Genomic DNA, 18,422 nt, shown 5'->3' on the forward strand with positions numbered 1-18,422 from the left:
TTATATATATTTTCAATTATATAAAATTAAACCTCATTTATGGAGATAAATCTACCTATGGGCGAGGAGGTGGGTGATTAATGTCCATACAAAAACTGCTGGGTGCCAGAATGAAAATTCTGGCACCCAGCAGTTCAATTTATTTATAAAGTTACTTTGCTTCAAGCGGTTTCTTCCATAATCCGAGCATCAATCCGGAGATGACCGAACCGATCAGAACAGCTAAGAGGAACAACAGCGCGTGGCTTGAAAGGGCAGCTACAAAGATCCCGCCATGCGGAGCCGGCACGTTGATATTCCAAAGCTGTGTAAGACCTCCAGCAACGGCCGAACCAAGAATACAAGAGGTTAGGACACGAAGTGGATCGGCTGCGGCGAATGGAATGGCCCCTTCCGTAATGAACGACAAGCCCAGCACATAGTTCGTTAAGCCTGATTTACGTTCTTCTTCCGTGAATTTATTCTTAAAGAAAGTAGAAGCCAGTGCTATTGCAAGTGGAGGCACCATCCCCCCCGCCATTACAGCAGCCATCATGAAGCCGTTGGTATTGCCACTGGTAGTGAATACACCGATGGCAAAAGTATAAGCAGCTTTATTGAAAGGTCCACCCATATCTATGGCCATCATGCCACCGAGAACCAGACCCAGAATAACAGCATTAACAGTTCCAAGATCATTAAGCCAATCAATCAGTCCTACATTGATCCAGCTAAAGACCGGATCGAACAGGTAATACATCAATCCACCGGTAATTAGAAGCCCGAATACCGGATATAACAGGATCGGCTTCAGTCCGTCAAGTGTTTTAGGCAGTCCTGCAAATACTTTACGTAATCCGATAATTACATAACCCGCCAAGAAACCAGCAGCCAGCCCGCCGAGGAACCCAGCGTTGGAATTCAAGGCCATGTAACCCCCAACCATACCTGGCATCAGAGCCGGACGATCACCAATGCTAAGCGCTATAAATCCAGCAAGGACTGGAATTAGGAAATGGAAGGCACCATCTCCACCACCAATTGTCTGCAGTAACTGGAACAGCGGATGATCTGCTCCACCTACTTGTTCAATCAGGAAGGAGATTGCTAGCAGAATACCGCCACCGACTACAAATGGGAGCATGTGGGAGATCCCATTCATTAAGTCTTTATATATTTTACTGCCGATACTGCCAGATTTCTCTTTAGACCCTTCGTCATTGCCACCGCGACCTTCATTGTGATAGATCGGCGCTTCCCCATTCATAGCTTTACGAATAAGCTCTTCCGACTTACGGATGCCATCACTTACAGGTCTTTGCAGTACAGGTTTACCGTCAAAACGGGCCATTTCCACCTTTTTATCAGCTGCAACAATTACACCGCTTGCACGCCGAATCTCATCAGGGGTAAGTACGTTTTTGGCCCCTTCTGAACCATTCGTCTCTACACGGATATTAACTCCCATTTCCAGAGCTTTTTTCTTAAGGGCATCTTCAGCCATAAAAGTGTGTGCAATGCCTGTAGGACAAGCAGTTACAGCTACGACAAAAGCTTGGGAATCCGGGTTGCCCACGATTACACGTTCAGGCTCTGACTTCGCGGCAGTTTCAGGGGCTTCGTTCTCTTTCTCCTTAGCTTCACCTTCCGCCTGCTTGGCATCAAACAAAGCTGATACCTCGTCAGGAGTCTGAGTATTCATAAGCTGTTCAATGAACTCGCTATCGATCAGTAGTCTGGACAATGAGGCCAGTGTACGAAGATGCATATTGCCTGCTCCTTCTGGAGCGGCAATCATAAAGAAGATACGTGCTGGCTCATCATCAAGGGATTCAAACTCCACTCCCTTTGCGCTCTTAGCAAATACAACCGTCGCTTCATTTACCGCTTTAGTCTTAGCGTGCGGCATTGCAATGCCGCCGCCAATCCCAGTGCTGGACTGCTCTTCGCGCTTCAGAATCATCTCTTTAAAAAGGATCGGATCATTAATTCGGCCACTTGCAGCAAGACTCGCAATCAATTCATCAATTGCAGCTTCCTTAGTTGTAGCTTTTAGATCCATGATCATCGTTTCTTTTATCATTAAATCCGTTATTCTCATCATGCTCAACTCCCTTAAGTACTTTGAATGCTGTCGGCTTACACTTCTGAGATTTGGATCAGCGGTCTCAGCTGTTCAATGAATTCTCTGTCCGCTAAGTCATCAGAGAATGCGGTTGCACTGCCCGAGGCAACGCCTGCACGGAACGCCTCCAACAAGTCTCCTGTCAAAGACAGTGTCCCTACAAAACCAGCGATCATGGAATCTCCTGCACCTACAGAATTTTTCACTTTACCTGATGGTGCGTTGGCGTGGTATACCCCTTGCTCCGTAATGAACAAAGCCCCTTCACCCGCCATGGAAACCAGTACATTTTTCGCTCCTGCATCCAGCAGCTTGCGTCCATAAGTAATAATCTCTTCCCTCGTATCTATGGTTACGCCGAATAGCTCTGCGAGCTCATGATGGTTCGGTTTAACCAGCAATGGCTGATACGCCAGTGCTTTTTGAAGTGCAGCACCAGTAGTGTCAATGACGAATTCCGCTCCGCTCTGTTTGCACACAGCTATAAGCTTGTCATAGAAATCTGCACCCAGTGATGGGGGAACGCTTCCCGACAAAATCACTACATCCTCCGCGTTCAAGGCAGCCAACTTTTGCAATAGTGCATTGGCTTCAGGATCATGAATGACGGGTCCAACACCGTTAATCTCCGTTTCCTCTCCATGCTTGAGCTTGATATTAATCCGCGTATCATCGGAAACAAACACGAAATCGCTTGAAATTGACTCTTCGTGTAACCAATCCTCAATATATCGGCCGGTGAAGCCTCCAAGGAATCCCATAGCCTTATTCTGAACCCCAAGCTGATTAAGCACTCGGGATACGTTAATTCCTTTCCCTCCCGGAAGCTTCAAATCACGTTTCATCCGGTTCAAGTCACCCAGTCTCAAATCTTCCACTTCCACGATATAATCAATGGAAGGATTAAGCGTTACAGTATAGATCATGATTATCCCTCAATTATGTTGGTTTTCTAAGCCATAGATTACCGATCACAAGTACGGCATCTGTAATTTCTCCAAACGATCACACGGTAATTCATAATTGCTTATCCTATATAAAATTTATACCAGCGTGAAATCCACACCCAATTGCGTGATCTCACGGATGAATTTGTCAGACGCTCCTGAATCTATAATGCAATGATCCATTTCCGTCACATCTGCAACCTTGCTAAAGGATATCTGCCCCAGCTTACTGTGATCTGCCAGTAGAATAACTTGCTTGGCGACTGCGATCATTTTGCGTTTTGTAGCTGCCTCTAACATGTTCGGAGTTGTGATGCCTTCCCGCAAATCCAGTCCATTAGTGGCAAGAAAAGTTTTATCTACTCTCACCATATCTAAGGAACGCTCTGTCATCGGTCCAACAAAAGCCATCGTATCCGGGCGAAGCATACCGCCTGTAATTGAGACTTCGATATTGCGGCAATCCCGCAGCTCATTCAGCGCCATAATCGAGTTCGTAATGACTTTGATATTCGAAAAGTTCTTCAGTTCTCTGGCAATCTGCAGTGTTGTTGTTCCTGCATCAAGCAGTATTGCGTCCCCCTCCTGAATCATCTCCACGGCCTTACGGGCAATCCGTTGCTTCTCATCCAACAAATGGTCTTCCTTATCAGGATAAGCCGCTTCAAAATTGACGCTCTGCAGGGAAACCGCTCCGCCATGAGTACGCTTTAATAGCTTGGCTTCTTCCAGCTCCTTCAGATCACGGCGCACAGTAGACTCAGATACGCTCATTTCCTGACTTAGCTCCTGTACAGAAGCTCTGGAGTTCTTTTCCACAAAAAGCACGATTTTTTGTTTTCTCTCTTCCTCAAACATCATCGTGGCTCGCTCCTTTATGTGACAGCGCGACCTGTGCAATTCCTTGCGCTCATCTATGAATTTTCTTGACCGTTAATTGATTATATGTGACCGTTATTGATCGTTTGTGCTCGTTTATGATTTTAACAGCGTTTTCATCCTGTGTAAAGTGCTAAAAAGAGACAGTGCAAAATTACATCCGAATTGCCTATCTCATATGCGGCATTTATAACATATTAATAATACATACCGGGAAAAGCGGGTGATCAGAAATGGCCAATGGAAGAAACAGCGGGAGAAATAAAGGCAACAGCAATGCTAATAAGAATGGGACCACCAATAACAATAATCCAGTGGAATCCGCAGAACTTAGCGCTGAGGATTATGAGATCATCGCAGCTGGACTTGTAGCCTTAGGTGAGATTTTTTCCTTTTTATCTCTTGTTAAAGCAAGACAAGTTACCAAAGAAACCGGAGGCGAAGATGTAGTTCCTGAAATCTTCACTTTATCCACTAGAAAATCTCATAGACGAAAGTCAAGATAATCTGTGAAAAAGCAGAGAAATAGTTATATCCCCTTGTTAAATTGCGAACTTTTTACTTGGCGTAACCTTTTTAACTAGAACCTCTATATGGGTATGCCAAGAACTACCTAAAAGGAATTGCCCGCTTTTGAATCAATACTTGTAAATTAGGGTTATTAAACTACATAGACATAAATTTGAATTTTGGGGGATGTTTTTATTGCCACAACAGAAGTATTTTCGGACAAGCCTTGCTATTATCGCCTTTTTACTGATTTTGTACTTAGGCTCCAAAGTAATGTTTCTCTTCGCCCCACTGGGTGCCATTTTCAAATTATTACTTGTTCCCATGATGTTATCAGGGTTCATGTACTACCTGCTGCGTCCGTTAGTAAGAATCCTTGAGAAAAGAAAATTAAACCGGGCGTTCTCCATCCTGCTCATTTATTTTCTGATTGCCGGCTTGTTCGTTCTCTTCTGGATTCTAGTCTGGCCGACACTTCAAGAACAAATTCAGAACTTTATTGATAACACTCCTTACCTCGTGCAAGGTTTGCAGGATCAGTTCAATGCATTGAGGGAGAATCCGACACTTTCGCGTTTTTTCAAAGGGGATTCCGACGTCGCAGCCCGTTTATCAGAATTTCTTAGCGATACTATTACCTGGGTTACCAATTCCATGTCCAATTTGATTGGCGTTGTTTCCAGCATTGTAGTGTTAATCGCAACTTTGCCCATCATTCTGTACTACATGCTAAAAGATGACTATAAGCTATCGCCTAAACTTCAAGGCTTAATTCCGAGAAAATATCGTAAGGAAGGGCAAGAGATGTTTGGAGATATCGACAGCGCCTTAAGCAGCTTCATCGTCACACGCGTGGTGCTAAATGTCGTACTCGGTATTATGTTATATATAGGGTTCCTTATCATCGGACTGCCTTACTCCCTGTTGCTCGCCGTAATTTCAGTGCCCCTTAACTTCATTCCATATGTGGGATCATTCTTAGCAGCGATTCCGGTAATTATAGTGGGTTTCATTGAATCACCGACGATGGCCATATGGTCCCTGGTTGTAATCTTCATTGCCCAGCAGATCCAGGATAATGTACTCTCACCGATTATTTACGGAAAATCATTGGATGTTCATCCACTGACTACGGTCATCCTTGTCCTTATAGGTGGAGACTTCTACGGTATTATCGGAGTTCTTATTGCGCTCCCTGTTTATATGATTATAAAAATTGTTTTCCTGCGCGTGTATGAGATTATTATTGCAGACCGGATAGATGAAACTGAGCCTATCAAAAAAGAGGAGCTATAACGGTTGTAATCTACTTCGTGAACGGGCGGAGCTTATCTATAAAATAAAAAAGGGTACGTCTCCAATCACTCGGAGTCGTACCCTTTTTTATTCTTTACAGGTGCCTGAAATCATCCTCGTAAAGAACGAACTACAAAGATGTGATTGCCCTTCATCAGGTTTTGGCCGTTCTGAAGAGTAACTGAACCTTTCGTATGTGAGGTAATAATCGTATTAAAGGCAATAAGCTGATCTTCTTTCCAGACGCTAACCGCCGATTTAAAATACACTGCATTGTCAAATTGCTGCCGATCCCTCATCACATAACCTACGGAATGGAGAACTGGAGGCAGCGCTCTTTCTTTTGGAGCCAGAGCCTTAATAACAACAATATCCCGAAACGGCACAGCAATTTCCTGATGGCCAATCACCGCCACCGATGCGGAAAGGTCCCATTTGCGGAGGATTCCCTTCATAATGGTATAAGGTTTCTCCCCGCAGTACATTATAACGGGTTTACCTACCCAATGCTTCATAGCTACCTCCCCTTCGCATCACTCCATAAATTATAAGTCCGGAATGAACCAATCTATTCCTGCCAACCCCTGCGACTCTAAAAATTGGTTGGCCTTTGAGAACGGACGACTGCCAAAAAATCCACGATGCGATGAAAGTGGGCTTGGATGAGGCGATTGCAGCACCTTATGCCGGCTTTGATCGATGAAGGCGCCTTTTTTCTGCGCATGACTTCCCCATAATATAAACACCATAGGCGTAGATCTTTCATTTAGCTTTTGCATAATAGTGTCTGTGAATGTCTCCCAGCCCAGACCTTTATGCGAACCAGCCTCACCTTCACGTACCGTCAGCACGGTGTTCAGCAACAACACTCCCTGCTCTGCTAAGTGCAGCAAAGAGCCGTGGTTCGGAACAGGCACACCGACGTCCTCCTTCAGCTCTGCATAAATATTGCGCAGTGACGGAGGGATACGTACCCCCAGATTGACAGAGAAGCTTAGTCCGTGCGCTTGTCCGGGACCATGATAAGGATCTTGACCTAAAATAACTACATGGGTCTCCTTATAAGGCGTTAATTTCAATGCTGTGAACAATAATTCTTTTGGCGGATAAACGGTATGTTCCTTATATTCTTGTGTTAGTGCGTCCATTAATTTTAGAAAATAGGGCTTTTGCATTTCATCCTGCAATACCTCATCCCAATCGTTGCCAAACATCCCCAAACTCCTCCTTTAACCGAAACCATAGCGATATAGCTTTTTTATTTCCGACCATAATCCGCTTTGATCTCGCCCCACTCTTTGGTCTGCCACTTGAGCACCTTATTGTCATATGTATTGGTTTGCAACCAACGCTCTGCCCGATCAATAAGCACCCAAATTTCCTCTGTTGAAGAATCGCGCGGCAAGGTTGTTGCCACCTTCTTCTGCTTCACCCACTTCATTGCATTTACTGAATCACTGTAGACCGTTTTATCGCTTCCCTCTTTCTTTAACAACGCCAAGGCATGAACAATCGCTAAAAATTCGCCTAAATTATTAGTGCCCTTTTTGATCGGACCACAGGAGAAAATGATATCTCCCGTTTGTGTATCTACACCCTTATATTCAACAGGCCCCGGATTACCACGAGTCCCCACATCTACTGAAATACTGTTGTAATCAATCTCCTCAGAGGTCTCTACTGTAGCACTGCGTTTAAAAGAACTAGTCCCCTTAGACTTTGCTGCACCAGCTGCCCCTGTTCCCCAATTCCCCTTCCAGCCCGCTTTATATGCCGCATCAGCTGCTGCTTTGGATTCATAGGATTTATATTTTGCACCGGTATAATGATCTGTCTGTGCCTGGCATTCTGCCCAAGTGCTATAGACTCCCGGTTGTTTACCTTCCCAGACTACATAATATTTCTGTTTGGCCATGGATAATGCTCCTTTTCTACTGCCTGTACTTATTGTAATCCATATTGCTCGTGAATTCATCGGATAAATCACATTTTTCAGGTCATACTATACGCCAGAGATGTCCAGGCCTATATTACCATTTGTAGATTGATTGGTAAATTACTAACTAATCACTCTATAGTAAGCTCGAAGGATATCAGTACAATTACTTAGGGAGGTTATACAGATGAGAAAGATAGCAAGTGTTGCTGCGGTATTTGCTTTTGTGTTAATGGTCGGATGTGGAAATGCAACAAACAATGCCAATAATGCTACTGCAACAAGCACTCCTGAGAACACGAATAATGCGGGAACCACTAATAATACAGGCACGGCTAATAATCAAAATAACACCACAGATGCTGTAACCTCAGCTTCCGTAGTAGATAATGAAGAAGCCTTCAAACGCGCCATCAGTCCAGAAGGAACCTGGATTGCTGCTACACTTAAAGACTTAACCTTCACCGAAGATCTCGTGGTGGATGGAGAATTCATGAATAAAGAGGAACCCGCCAGAAAAATTGCTCTATACACACAAGATGCGGATCACAACATCACCAACTCCTTTAAACTGACTGCTCCAAAATTGACCATCAAGAGTAAAAACGCCCGCATCCAAGGCGGCACTTTTATTGGAGATGTATACGTAGAAGCGGATGGATTTACCCTGGTGAACGCAACCGTTGAAGGCAATGTCTACTTCGCAAACGATCAATATAAATCCACCTTTAATTCATCCGATCAAGGAAAAGTAACTGGTGTTACAGAAGTGAAAAAATAAGCTTCAACCCCAAAAAGGTGATCTCAAGTCGTTAAGACTGAGACCACCTTTTTTTATATACACCCTTATTCTTGATAAAAACCATCTTTGAAAAAGTTGTACCATCCCTCGACGGTTTCGATTGGGAAACCCTCTAACTTCTTCATAACTTCCCTTGCAAATTCTAAAGAAGCTGTGCCATTAGCTGTAATAATATATTCACTCGAAACTGCCTGTTTTTCTATATAATTTGCTTCTCCTTTATAATTAGGAGCATTTTGTTTTAAATAATCCAATGAATTTCCGGTATGCGGTATGTTGTCTAAATAGCCATGTTCAGCCAAAAAAGTTGTAGCGTCACATATAGCGGCTATAGGCACACTCTCCTGCAGACATTTTTCAATCACTGGAGTAATAGCTGAATTATCTTTCCAGCCTGTGCCCCCGATTAAAATCAACATTTCATACTGAGCAGGTAAACTGTCTAAAGTATAGTCAGGTACAACAGTAAATCCACCCATAGATTTGACATTGTCGCTAGTTAGAGCAACTGTTCTTACTTTATATTCACTTTCCTGCTTATTTAGTTCGGCACTAATATATCCGCTTTCCCAATCAGCGTAGCCATTGGATAGAAACATCAAAACTTCTTTTTTCATATATTAGCACCCCCTTTAAGTTCTAACGCCACTTCCGCCACTTCTCGCCCATTTACCAGCAGCACAATCCGGTGCTCTCCTGGATAATGACGCCGAGTTGTTAAATCAGCCCAACGATGTGTCCGTTTACCTGACAGAATTGTACCTCCAGGTACGGTCTTATCCGATAACAAAAAAGATTTACGGGAGGTTCGACCTGCCGCTTTCACGAAATAGATTCCGTATTCAATCCGAATCCGTGCTGGAGCTCCCTCACGAACTTGAAGCTTATACTGTAATTCGGAGCTTTCGCCAATGGTCAGGATTGAAGGTTCCAATAGAATGAAGGCACTCGTTATAAGTGGAGCAGCTTCGTCTGTCTGCTCTGCGTATCCGAATAAAGCCATAATCTCTGGCTCAGCTTTACGAATCAAAGAACGGCAGCCGTGCCGCACAATCCAGTCTGTATCGGGATGTGTTCCCTTCCAGCGCCGAGCGGTATCGAGCACCACTTCCGGATGATCCTTTGCAATATCATTCAAATGATTAGCGACACTTTTACGTACATACAGGGATGTATCCGCCTTAAGCTGCTCAAGTACAGGTAATACCGGAGCTGGGTCAAGCTTGAACATGGGAAGCGCCTGTCCCCAAGGCAGACGAGGCCGACAGCCCTCACTAGCCAGCCTACGTACATGCTCATCAGGGTGCTCCGCCCATACCAGCATTTGAGCCATCATCCGCTCTGGTTCCCGTAAGAGAAACGGCCTAACTGCAAATTCAGCCGATGATTTCGCTGTGAATCTTTCCAGCGCCTGCATAGACAATTCCCAATGATCGTCTCCCTGACCATATACCTCAACAAAATCCGGAAAAATCAAATAAGGAAATCCCACGCAATCGTCAGCAATGGCGAATAGGATAGCCAGCGCTTCCTCATAAGGAAGCTTTAAGTGGCTGCCCAACGTCTCGGTGATCCGCCGCATTCTTGCCTTCAGCTCAAGCGTTTCCCACGGTTCAGTCATGGCTGAGCTTACAAATGCCTCAGTCTCGAAGACATTATGTACGCCACGAATCTTTTCGCCGAACTCACGCAGAAATTGTTCATTGTACATTGCTTTTAAAGGTTCAGCCATTCGATAATCCCTCATTTTCTTCTTTAGATCAGCAGACTTGATTCTGTCATGAAATCGTAGCACACCCAATTTGACAACAGTATGTCAACTTTGGCAGCTAAGAATTAATAAGTACCTTTACCTCTTCAATCCCTTGTCGGGCTCGACTGTTTAACGCGCGCTTATCTTTAAGGTTATGTTCTTTAAGTTCGTGTCCAGGATCAATGACCAGCGGCTGTGAGATTACATCCTCGAGAATTTGCACAGCAACCTTACAGCCTTGAAATAACAGTTCTTTTGTGATCACTTGGTTATGAGAACGAATGATTTCAAGCATTTTTTCCGCATAAATCAGTCTAACCAAACTATCAGCGCTCATAATATTCCGCGAAGCAAAAGAAGCCACTTTTTCCACAATCCAGCTATCCTGATAATTCCGCGAGATGGATTCCAGTATCGTAATCGCATCCCAGTCCCGTATCGACAACTGCTTGACGTGCTCCGTAGCCCATTCCTGCAGCCATTCCAGCTCCACTTCTCTTGGAATTTCAAAACTCTTGTACTCCTTAAGTACTCCTGCTTTATGCATATTTAAAAAATGACCCAAAAACTGAATGTACAGCTCCTTGGCTCTTTGTGTCGGTTCTGTCATCTGGCAATCATCCTTTCATTATCCAAATCATATCCATTCCCCGGTTTCTTTTCAAATTAAAAATAAAAAAGGACAGGTAGCGAAATCATCGCAATACCTGCCCTTTAATAACTTTGGGTTATGGTAAATAGTTTGCTTCAACCGGAGGGGTTTTCTCCACTATTTTCAGTTCTAGTCCTCCGAATCTCTTCGCCAGCTTGTTATATACCAGCGCTACCAGCATACCCACCAATCCATAAATGAGTATCAAAATAACCGGCATAATCAAATAAGGGATACCCATAACAACGATAAACGTCTCTTTAATGATAAGCCCGACCACCACCATCCCTAGACCTACTATAAACAATAGCAGTGTAGGAATGATCATAAAATAGATAGTTGTTTTAAAAAAACTCTTTTTGTTAATTTCCAGCACTTCATAGTCTTTCATTATGTAATCCCCTTAATTTATTTAGAGTGGTAAAATTACCCTCTTCGTTTCATTAAAGACGATCTTAAATACAATTTCAACCAAATTTCTCATATTTTCGACTTTTACCAAAGAATTCTTCCTAAAACTCAACGATAAATCATGGTAAAATAACTCCTATGGTTTAATATATCATCATGTACAAGATGTCACCGGAGGGAATAACATGCCACAAACATTAGTGAAAAATATTGATTTTTTTATAGCTGCCTTATCCCAAACCTATATTTCTGCGCTACAGCTTGATCCTGATGGAATGTATTCAGAGGTTGCTTCAGGAATTGTTGAATTGTTCTCTGACGAACAAGTACGGCTGAGAAGATATGACGGATCAGTATCCCATTATGCAAGAGACAACACCAAATTTCAGCGATGACAAAAGGACGTGAACTGGAAAAAGGTCATTGTGAATGATCCTCTTCCAGCTCACGTCCTTATTCACTCTACACACAACTAATCTAGCACAATCCATTCGCCTTCAGCATCCGCTGACTTCATTTCTGCTTCCACGATTCTTAAAGACTCCGCTGTACTCTCTGGCGTACAAATAATGATAGGCTTATCCTGGATAATAACATCCAGAAAATATACAAGCTCTCTATAGTAGCCAACATCCGGTGAAAGTTCCGCTAAATAGCCTGCCCCGTCATTCGGATTGAGCTTGACCTCGCTGCCATCAAACACTATATTTCCACGTTCAAAATTAACCCGGTACCCCATGTAAAAACCAAAATCACCTTCCAGCGTCCAATCCACCTGAGCATTAATTACTTTTGCATCCTTATAAAAATAGTGAGTCGATGCGATATCATATCCGCTTCCCGGAAGGACATTACGTCCTAAGGATGATACTTTATCCGGTCTGCCGAACAGATAGTTAATCATATCCGTATCGTGAATATGCATATCCATAATGCCTCCACCGCTTAGTGTCTCATCAAGAAACCAATCCTTAGGAGCACCAGATCCCCTGTAAAAATACCCTTCCGTGACCTGACCGAACTGCCCGCTCTCTATCACTTCTTTTAAATATTCATACCCCGGCCAAAAACGGAGACAATGTCCGATCATCAGTTTTTTCCCACAGCGGGCTGCCGTTTCCACCATTTCCAGCGCTTGTACGGAAGTTCTGGCCATCGGTTTCTCACAAAAAACATGATATCCACGCTCCAGCAACGAACAAGTCATTTCCGCATGCAGATAAGTAGGAACCGCAATGTCGATCATATCCAGTTCCTCACTGGCTATCATTTTCTCCAGATCATCGTATAGATTGTAAGCTGACAAATCATAGACTTCCTGGGCAGTGCTCATATTCCCGGCTGCTTTTCCATCCTTTAATTCCTCAATTCGCAAATCACAGATGGCTTTAAGGGCAATGGGCTGCCCCTCTTTCGTTAAGCGCACATAATTATCAAAATGCATCCGGCCCATAAATCCAAAGCCGATCAAGCCTATTTTCAACATCGTGAAGTCTCCTTTACTAAAAGTATGGTACTTAACGTATCCGTATCCAGGCCCCTTCCTGATCAGCCGATTGGATTTCAGCCTCAATGATTTCTATGGACTGGGCAGCACTTTCGGGCATACATAGGGTCACTGGCTCATCGTTCTGGATGATTTTCAAGAAATATACCAACTCTCTGTAATATCCGGTATGCGAAGAAAGCTTCGCAATGAACCCCGGTTGACGATTAGGATTTACCTTAACTTCCGCGCCATCAAAGACTACATTTCCCCGTTCAAAATTAATCCGATAGCCCATGTAAAAACCAAAGTCGCCTTCCAGTGTCCAGTCCGCTTGGGCATTGACCACTTTTCCATCCTGATAAAAATAATGAGTGGAGACGATATCATAGCCACTTCCCGGTAAAACCTTCCGCCCAAGCGTTGATACTTTATCCGGTTTCCCAAACAAGTGATGGATGATGTCCGTATCGTGTACATGCATATCCAGCATACAGCCGCCACTTAGCTCATCATTGACCAACCACCCTTTAGGAGCACCGGAACCCCGGTAAAAATAAGCCTCTGTCACTTCACCCAACTCACCGCTAGCTATAACCCCCTTCAAATATTCATATCCCGGCCAGTAGCGAAGACAATGACCAATCAGCAATTTTTTTCCGCTGCTTTGCGCCGCCGATACCATCTTCCAAGCTTCTGCGGAATGTCTCGCCATCGGCTTTTCACAGAACACATGATACCCTCGTTCCAGCAGCGAACAAGCCATTTCAGCATGCAAGTACGTAGGTACTGCAAGGCTAATAGCATCTAGTTCTTCTTTTTCGAGCATATGCTCCAAATTCTCATAAAGGCTGTAAGGGGAAAAATCATATACCTCGTGGGCCGTGTTCATATTCCCCGCGGATTTAGTATGTTTAAGGACTTTAATCTGCGGGTCACAAATGGCAACCAGAGAAATCGGATGGCCGTCTTCCTGCAATTGAACATACTGATCAAAGTTCATTCGGCCCATAAATCCAAAACCCACCAGCCCCACTCTGAGCACAGCCTTCACCTCTCTTAAACTTAGTAACTAGTGCGTCCTAAAATAGCATCCATCGCTGCAGAAGTATTAAAAATGATTTGCTCCGAATAATGCGTATATGGCGGTATCATTTCTCCAGTAACATAATTGCTGTAGCCGATCTCTTGCAGTGCTTCCATAACAGCAGGATAATCCACATCCCCAGCAAGTAGATCAACAAATCCATGAAGTCCTCCGGCTGCCCGGCGGTAATCTTTGAAATGCACCTTCTTGACTCTATGGCCTAGAATCCGTATCCACTGCTCTGGATAACCAGAATGAACGATATTCCCTACATCCAGATAGGAACCTACATAATTGGAGCCTACAGCATCTATAAAAGAACGTAATTCGAGCGGAGACAGCAGGAATTTATTCCACACATTTTCAATCCCAATAGAAACACCCGCCATTTTTGCATCCTGAGCCAGATCACTGATCGCCTTCAAGGCTCGATCATAAGCTTTTTCATAATCGACTATTTCACAGCCCTCAATAAAATCCACACCAACCGCACCAGGAATGACAAGAATCGTATCTACGCCAAGTGTTGCTGCCAGCTCCAATTGTTTTTTACATACATCGATAGCCTTCGTCCGGTTCGCCGCGGATTCACTTGTCATGGCATATGACCAATATAGTCCTGTCGCCAGTCCTGCAATTTCTAACCCCATCTCCTGAATGGAATTTTTGATCTTAATAGCTTCTTTCTCAGTGGTTTGCAGGCCAAGTTCACCCGATTCATTCAAAGATAACTCAATTCCGTCGAAACCTGCCGCTTTAGCCAGACGTGCACATTCTTCGATCTCAGTACCTTCGCGAAACGACCAAATGTTTATTCCCTTTTTCATCTGAATCCTCCTCAAATTTGTTATTTTCCGTTTTTTAAGATTTTTCCCTAAGTGCGCTTATATCCTTGATTTATTTATATTATAATAGATTGTAAGTTGAATTTATTTAGGTGAACAAGAGATTTATTGCACGATTCCGGTCTATTTAAAAATTCATTTTATACTGTATGGGAGGTTAATTCGTGGCTGAAAAAGAACCCCGTTATCCCCTGAGAAAACAGGTCCCCTCCCGGGAGTGGTCACCTGGCATTCACTACGCACAATTCCAAACCCTCTCACCTTGCCTCTTTCCAAGAAGAAGATTGTATGATTTCGAGCTGCTATACGTTCGCCAGGGGAAATTATCAACAAAGATGGATACGGAGGAATATATCCTGAATTCAGGACAACTGATATTTCTTTCTTCCGGGGTATATCATCAAAATGCGATTGTCTCAGATTCGGAAACCAAACTCATTGGGATCCATTTTGATTTTTTTGGGGAATCGATTATTACAAGCGATGAAGACATGCTGGTCAATGAGGAGGAGGTTATGGACGAGAAGTTTGCCTTGGAAGCTGTGACCGCTCCTTTTATGCCATTGTCACAGGAGCCCATTTATACCCCGCCACCCGAATGTATCCATGCGATGGAACAGCTCGTGCATGAATTTACGATGCGGCCTGCCGGTTATGAATGGGTCTGTCGGGGGTTACTGCTCGGCGTTCTAACCTCGCTGCTCCGAACACAAAGCTCCCGGAATACAGCCAAATCTTCCGTTCATACCGGGCGGATCAGAGCTTTAATCGATGAGATGGATTCAAAGCTAGCAGACCGCTGGAGCAATAAATCCATGGCTGGTGCCATGAATATGCATGAAGACCATTTCTCCAAGTTATTTCGTGAGGTAGCTGGCATGCCTCCTGGTGAATATCTCCGTTCCATCCGGCATCGAGAAGCACGCAAGCTGCTGCGTGAAACGGATTGGCCGATTGAACAGGTCGGGGATAAGGTTGGTTATCCTGATATCCATTATTTCAGCAGGGTATTTACCGCAAATGAGGGGATTTCTCCGCGGGCTTATCGCAAAATGTCCCGGATACTCTAGAAACGGAAAACTCAAGATATCTCAATCCAAGTAAGAAAAACTTGCCAAAAACATTGAGGGTGATGGGTCATCTGCTTTGTGTGATACCTGTGGGGGCCGATAAAGAATATACATTGTACGGTGAGATGTGCAATATGCGGGGCGGCGAACGTTCGTGTTTTCTGCGTTAATGCAGTATGCGGGGACGGCTCTAAAACTAATTAGGGAAAAACTCCCTGAAAACAGCCAATATTCGCTCTAAATGAACGAAATCAGGGAATTCCTCCCTAATAATAAGAGGAATAACTATAATTGCTAACGAATCAGCTAAACTTTGGGGAGGTTTTCCCTGATTATTAGTCTGATGACCAAATATCCCGGAATTTCAGGGAGAAATTCCCCAATCACTCTATCGAAGCAGTACAATTCAGGAAAGTTGGAGATAACAGCAGCCGGAAGTCTAATTATTCGCCGTAGTTACGGCTGACTCTTAATGTATGATCTCAAATTGAAACCACACACTTTCCATCCCACCCAACTCTATTTCTTGGATCACGGCGTTATCCATCAGGATCGTCGTCTTTTGGATCTCGGAAGTGTTATTTACGGCACAATATCGACCCGTCTCAGGATACGCGTGACATTCAACATTCGGATTCACTGAGAACCATGAATACAATTGCTCCTCTTGATGTGCGGCCCAAAAGATCGCTCGGCTGAGTAGTCTGGTATTCTGAATACTATAGGGAAGCCCCGCGATATAAACGCCCCGCCCCTGACCAAATGAGTTCACGGCAAGATTGCAGCTGCCTTGGTGCACGTCCAATATTTGTGCTCCGGCCTCCGCTTGATAAATCATGGTCATCCCTTCACCATAATTAATCTCACCTTCCAGATCTTCCGTTATGAAATGACCCTGCACAGGCGTTACCTTGGGCTTATTGATGCTTGCTGTAAATCCAATTTCCTTCTGAACACCTAGAATATCCGCTAGTTGAAAAAGAACCCCTTGATGTTCATAAGCTGATGGATCACCAATCCCAATAAAACCGCCCCCTTGCTCCACCCACTCACGAAGTGTTGCCACAACTTGCGGATCGCTCCATTGATCTCCACCGCTCCAAGAGGTGTGTACATCACCCGCGTTAATAATCACACCGATACTAGGATCAATCCCACTTAACCTGATGTCATCAAAGCTTATAAACTCAATGTCGAACGGCAAGCCCGCCAATGACTCTAATGCCCCTATGTAGGAGTAACATCTTTGATTCCATAATGAATGAGCCACTTGATGTGTCTGCCAGCTTCGAAGGGAGCCCCAAGTATTCAGAACCGCCACTTTAAAAGGAGCTTTAAAAGGCTGTGTCCCTTCTGCATTGGCATGAATCCCTTTGAACTGCGTCGCAATTTCTGTCACATGATCTATAAAATCCGGAAATTGATGCGCTAGACTTAAATATCCGCCATACCCCATCCTGCCAACTGGTTTGCGCATGAGCGCACGCCGGCATTTGATCCAGATTGGCATGGACTCTCCGACAGGGTCTCCCCCTTCAAAAAAGACATCAGGAAAGAAATAAGGATAGAAACGTGCCTCGGTATCCTTAATAGGTATATCCGCAATCATACGGGTTGTAACGCCATCTCCTGCTGCCCCTACCACTGCGTCGAGCCCGATCTCCGGAAAATATTTGCCATAAGGCTCTGTACCAGCCCAGTGATCCCCAAAAAACATAATCGCTTTCTTCCCGAAATCATGCACCATTTCTACACATTGTTTAGCATAACCTGCGATGAATTTCTGATTGAAGTCCATCCAGTCCAGATATCTTTGGGTCGGGTTCTTAAATGGTGTGTTATATCGCCCCTCATCCACAAAATCTTCTGCAGTCAATCGGTACCCATAAGCTTGTTCGAATTGCTCTAACGCAAGTGGACTTACACAACTCAGATAGCCAAACCAATTCACCTGTTTCTCCTTACCTTCCTTGTTAAAAATCAAATCAAAATTATAAAAGAAGGTCGTAAAACGTACGATATCAGTCTTGGGATGTTTCTTCAGCCAATCCTCCAGCACCTTCAAAACATGCTCTTGAGCCTCGGGATAACGAATATCCAACGGTAAACGATGCTCCTCATCCCAATCATTCGTGATGTGGTTGTACATGGAGACCGGCTCCCATTTCTGGTAGGCCAAGAAACTGACCGTATACTTGTGAAATTGTACCGCCTGTTCAAGTGTGACAATTCCCTCTGCGTAACTCCAACATTCAGAAGGTAATACTTCTCCTGTAGTCCGGTTTACAACCTGCCAATATTTTTTTATATCCACATCTGTGTTAGGAATAAATTGCTCGGCAAAATAATCAGCCATAATATCGATGGTCTTCACCTTTGAAGTTACTATTACTGGAGCAGACATCAGATAAATCTGCTGTCTATATTGCGGATGCTGCTTCGCCCACTCATTGTCCTCACGGACAAGACAAAGCGTTGAATAAATTTGCAGACCCATATCGAGAATGTCCTGCGATAGATTCGTGCCATCACTGTCACGTACGGCATCTACACCCCATTTTTCGACGAGATCGGCTATGACCTCTTCCATCCCTGTTTCACCAGGCAGTGTAAATCTTCCTTTGTCCACGTAACTTCCCTCCAT

The 18,422-nt window shown here is 44.1% G+C and carries 19 protein-coding genes; 5 read left to right on the plus strand and 14 right to left on the minus strand.

Going from position 1 to position 18,422, the window contains the following annotated elements; genetic code table 11:
* Nucleotides 1-151: 151 nt before the first annotated feature.
* The 3 genes from MHB56_RS06245 to MHB56_RS06255 all read right to left on the minus strand — a co-directional run bounded on the left by MHB56_RS06245 (nt 152) and on the right by MHB56_RS06255 (nt 3,912).
* Nucleotides 152-2,080: a PTS fructose transporter subunit IIABC gene (locus MHB56_RS06245; RefSeq protein WP_339174574.1), complete on the minus strand. Its 1,929-nt coding sequence runs from the start codon at nt 2,078-2,080 to the stop codon at nt 152-154.
* Between the two features lie 38 nt (nt 2,081-2,118).
* Entirely contained in the window at nt 2,119-3,030 is a 912-nt protein-coding gene (pfkB, locus tag MHB56_RS06250) for a 1-phosphofructokinase (protein ID WP_076184203.1), read from the minus strand.
* 117 nt (nt 3,031-3,147) lie between these two features.
* Nucleotides 3,148-3,912: a DeoR/GlpR family DNA-binding transcription regulator gene (locus MHB56_RS06255; RefSeq protein ID WP_340010867.1), complete on the minus strand. Its 765-nt coding sequence runs from the start codon at nt 3,910-3,912 to the stop codon at nt 3,148-3,150.
* Nucleotides 3,913-4,163: 251 nt separating this feature from the next.
* On the opposite strand from MHB56_RS06255, the gene MHB56_RS06260 reads away from it, so the two are divergent.
* Together MHB56_RS06260 and MHB56_RS06265 are read left to right on the plus strand one after the other, a co-directional pair.
* On the plus strand, nt 4,164-4,436 hold the full coding sequence (locus tag MHB56_RS06260) for a hypothetical protein (protein WP_076130246.1): 273 nt from the start codon (nt 4,164-4,166) through the stop codon (nt 4,434-4,436).
* 190 nt (nt 4,437-4,626) lie between these two features.
* Nucleotides 4,627-5,736, plus strand: coding sequence for an AI-2E family transporter (locus MHB56_RS06265; protein ID WP_076130245.1), 1,110 nt, complete (start codon nt 4,627-4,629; stop codon nt 5,734-5,736).
* A 110-nt stretch (nt 5,737-5,846) separates the two neighbouring features.
* Here MHB56_RS06265 and MHB56_RS06270 read toward each other — a convergent pair whose 3' ends face one another.
* The 3 genes from MHB56_RS06270 to rnhA are packed head-to-tail and all read right to left on the minus strand — an operon-like array spanning nt 5,847 to nt 7,651.
* Complete coding sequence (locus tag MHB56_RS06270) at nt 5,847-6,251, minus strand: hypothetical protein (protein ID WP_036683006.1); 405 nt, start codon at nt 6,249-6,251, stop codon at nt 5,847-5,849.
* A 30-nt stretch (nt 6,252-6,281) separates the two neighbouring features.
* A complete protein-coding gene (gene ung / locus MHB56_RS06275) occupies nt 6,282-6,950 on the minus strand; it encodes a uracil-DNA glycosylase (RefSeq protein ID WP_340010869.1) in 669 nt (222 codons plus the stop codon).
* 44 nt (nt 6,951-6,994) lie between these two features.
* Nucleotides 6,995-7,651 (minus strand): ribonuclease H, encoded by a 657-nt coding sequence (gene rnhA / locus MHB56_RS06280; RefSeq protein WP_076184205.1) that lies wholly within the window; start codon nt 7,649-7,651, stop codon nt 6,995-6,997.
* 208 nt (nt 7,652-7,859) lie between these two features.
* Here rnhA and MHB56_RS06285 point away from each other — a divergent pair, with 208 nt between their 5' ends.
* On the plus strand, nt 7,860-8,453 hold the full coding sequence (locus tag MHB56_RS06285; RefSeq protein WP_076130242.1) for a hypothetical protein: 594 nt from the start codon (nt 7,860-7,862) through the stop codon (nt 8,451-8,453).
* A 65-nt stretch (nt 8,454-8,518) separates the two neighbouring features.
* Here the strand turns inward: MHB56_RS06285 and MHB56_RS06290 are convergent, their stop codons facing one another.
* The 4 genes from MHB56_RS06290 to MHB56_RS06305 all read right to left on the minus strand — a co-directional run bounded on the left by MHB56_RS06290 (nt 8,519) and on the right by MHB56_RS06305 (nt 11,270).
* The gene (locus MHB56_RS06290) at nt 8,519-9,091 is read right to left on the minus strand and encodes a type 1 glutamine amidotransferase family protein (RefSeq protein ID WP_076184206.1); all 573 of its coding nucleotides are present in this window, start codon (nt 9,089-9,091) and stop codon (nt 8,519-8,521) included.
* Nucleotides 9,088-10,206 carry a hypothetical protein gene (locus MHB56_RS06295; RefSeq protein ID WP_076310113.1) on the minus strand — a complete coding sequence of 373 codons (1,119 nt, stop codon included), beginning with the start codon at nt 10,204-10,206 and terminating at the stop codon, nt 9,088-9,090. Before MHB56_RS06295 ends, MHB56_RS06290 begins: the two co-directional genes overlap by 4 nt.
* Nucleotides 10,207-10,303: 97 nt before the next feature.
* Nucleotides 10,304-10,837: a hypothetical protein gene (locus MHB56_RS06300; RefSeq protein WP_076217945.1), complete on the minus strand. Its 534-nt coding sequence runs from the start codon at nt 10,835-10,837 to the stop codon at nt 10,304-10,306.
* 118 nt (nt 10,838-10,955) lie between these two features.
* Entirely contained in the window at nt 10,956-11,270 is a 315-nt protein-coding gene (locus MHB56_RS06305; RefSeq protein WP_076130239.1) for a hypothetical protein, read from the minus strand.
* A 205-nt stretch (nt 11,271-11,475) separates the two neighbouring features.
* Between MHB56_RS06305 and MHB56_RS06310 the strand changes: the two genes are divergently transcribed.
* Entirely contained in the window at nt 11,476-11,685 is a 210-nt protein-coding gene (locus tag MHB56_RS06310) for a hypothetical protein (RefSeq protein WP_036683023.1), read from the plus strand.
* 77 nt (nt 11,686-11,762) lie between these two features.
* On the opposite strand, the gene MHB56_RS06315 is transcribed toward MHB56_RS06310, so the two are convergent.
* From MHB56_RS06315 to MHB56_RS06325, 3 genes are read right to left on the minus strand one after another with little or no spacing between them, the layout of a single operon-like run.
* Complete coding sequence (locus tag MHB56_RS06315; RefSeq protein WP_076281364.1) at nt 11,763-12,776, minus strand: Gfo/Idh/MocA family protein; 1,014 nt, start codon at nt 12,774-12,776, stop codon at nt 11,763-11,765.
* Between the two features lie 31 nt (nt 12,777-12,807).
* Complete coding sequence (locus MHB56_RS06320; RefSeq protein WP_341143382.1) at nt 12,808-13,821, minus strand: Gfo/Idh/MocA family protein; 1,014 nt, start codon at nt 13,819-13,821, stop codon at nt 12,808-12,810.
* 20 nt (nt 13,822-13,841) lie between these two features.
* Nucleotides 13,842-14,690, minus strand: a complete 849-nt coding sequence (locus tag MHB56_RS06325; protein ID WP_341143383.1) for a sugar phosphate isomerase/epimerase family protein — start codon at nt 14,688-14,690, stop codon at nt 13,842-13,844.
* Nucleotides 14,691-14,872: 182 nt separating this feature from the next.
* On the opposite strand from MHB56_RS06325, the gene MHB56_RS06330 reads away from it, so the two are divergent.
* Nucleotides 14,873-15,778, plus strand: a complete 906-nt coding sequence (locus MHB56_RS06330; RefSeq protein ID WP_076184211.1) for an AraC family transcriptional regulator — start codon at nt 14,873-14,875, stop codon at nt 15,776-15,778.
* 469 nt (nt 15,779-16,247) lie between these two features.
* On the opposite strand, the gene gnpA is transcribed toward MHB56_RS06330, so the two are convergent.
* Nucleotides 16,248-18,407, minus strand: a complete 2,160-nt coding sequence (gene gnpA, locus MHB56_RS06335) for a 1,3-beta-galactosyl-N-acetylhexosamine phosphorylase (protein WP_341143384.1) — start codon at nt 18,405-18,407, stop codon at nt 16,248-16,250.
* Between the last annotated feature and the right edge of the window lie 15 nt (nt 18,408-18,422).

This window comes from Paenibacillus sp. FSL H8-0315, from assembly GCF_038005365.1.
Classification (GTDB): domain Bacteria; phylum Bacillota; class Bacilli; order Paenibacillales; family Paenibacillaceae; genus Paenibacillus_AQ; species Paenibacillus_AQ odorifer.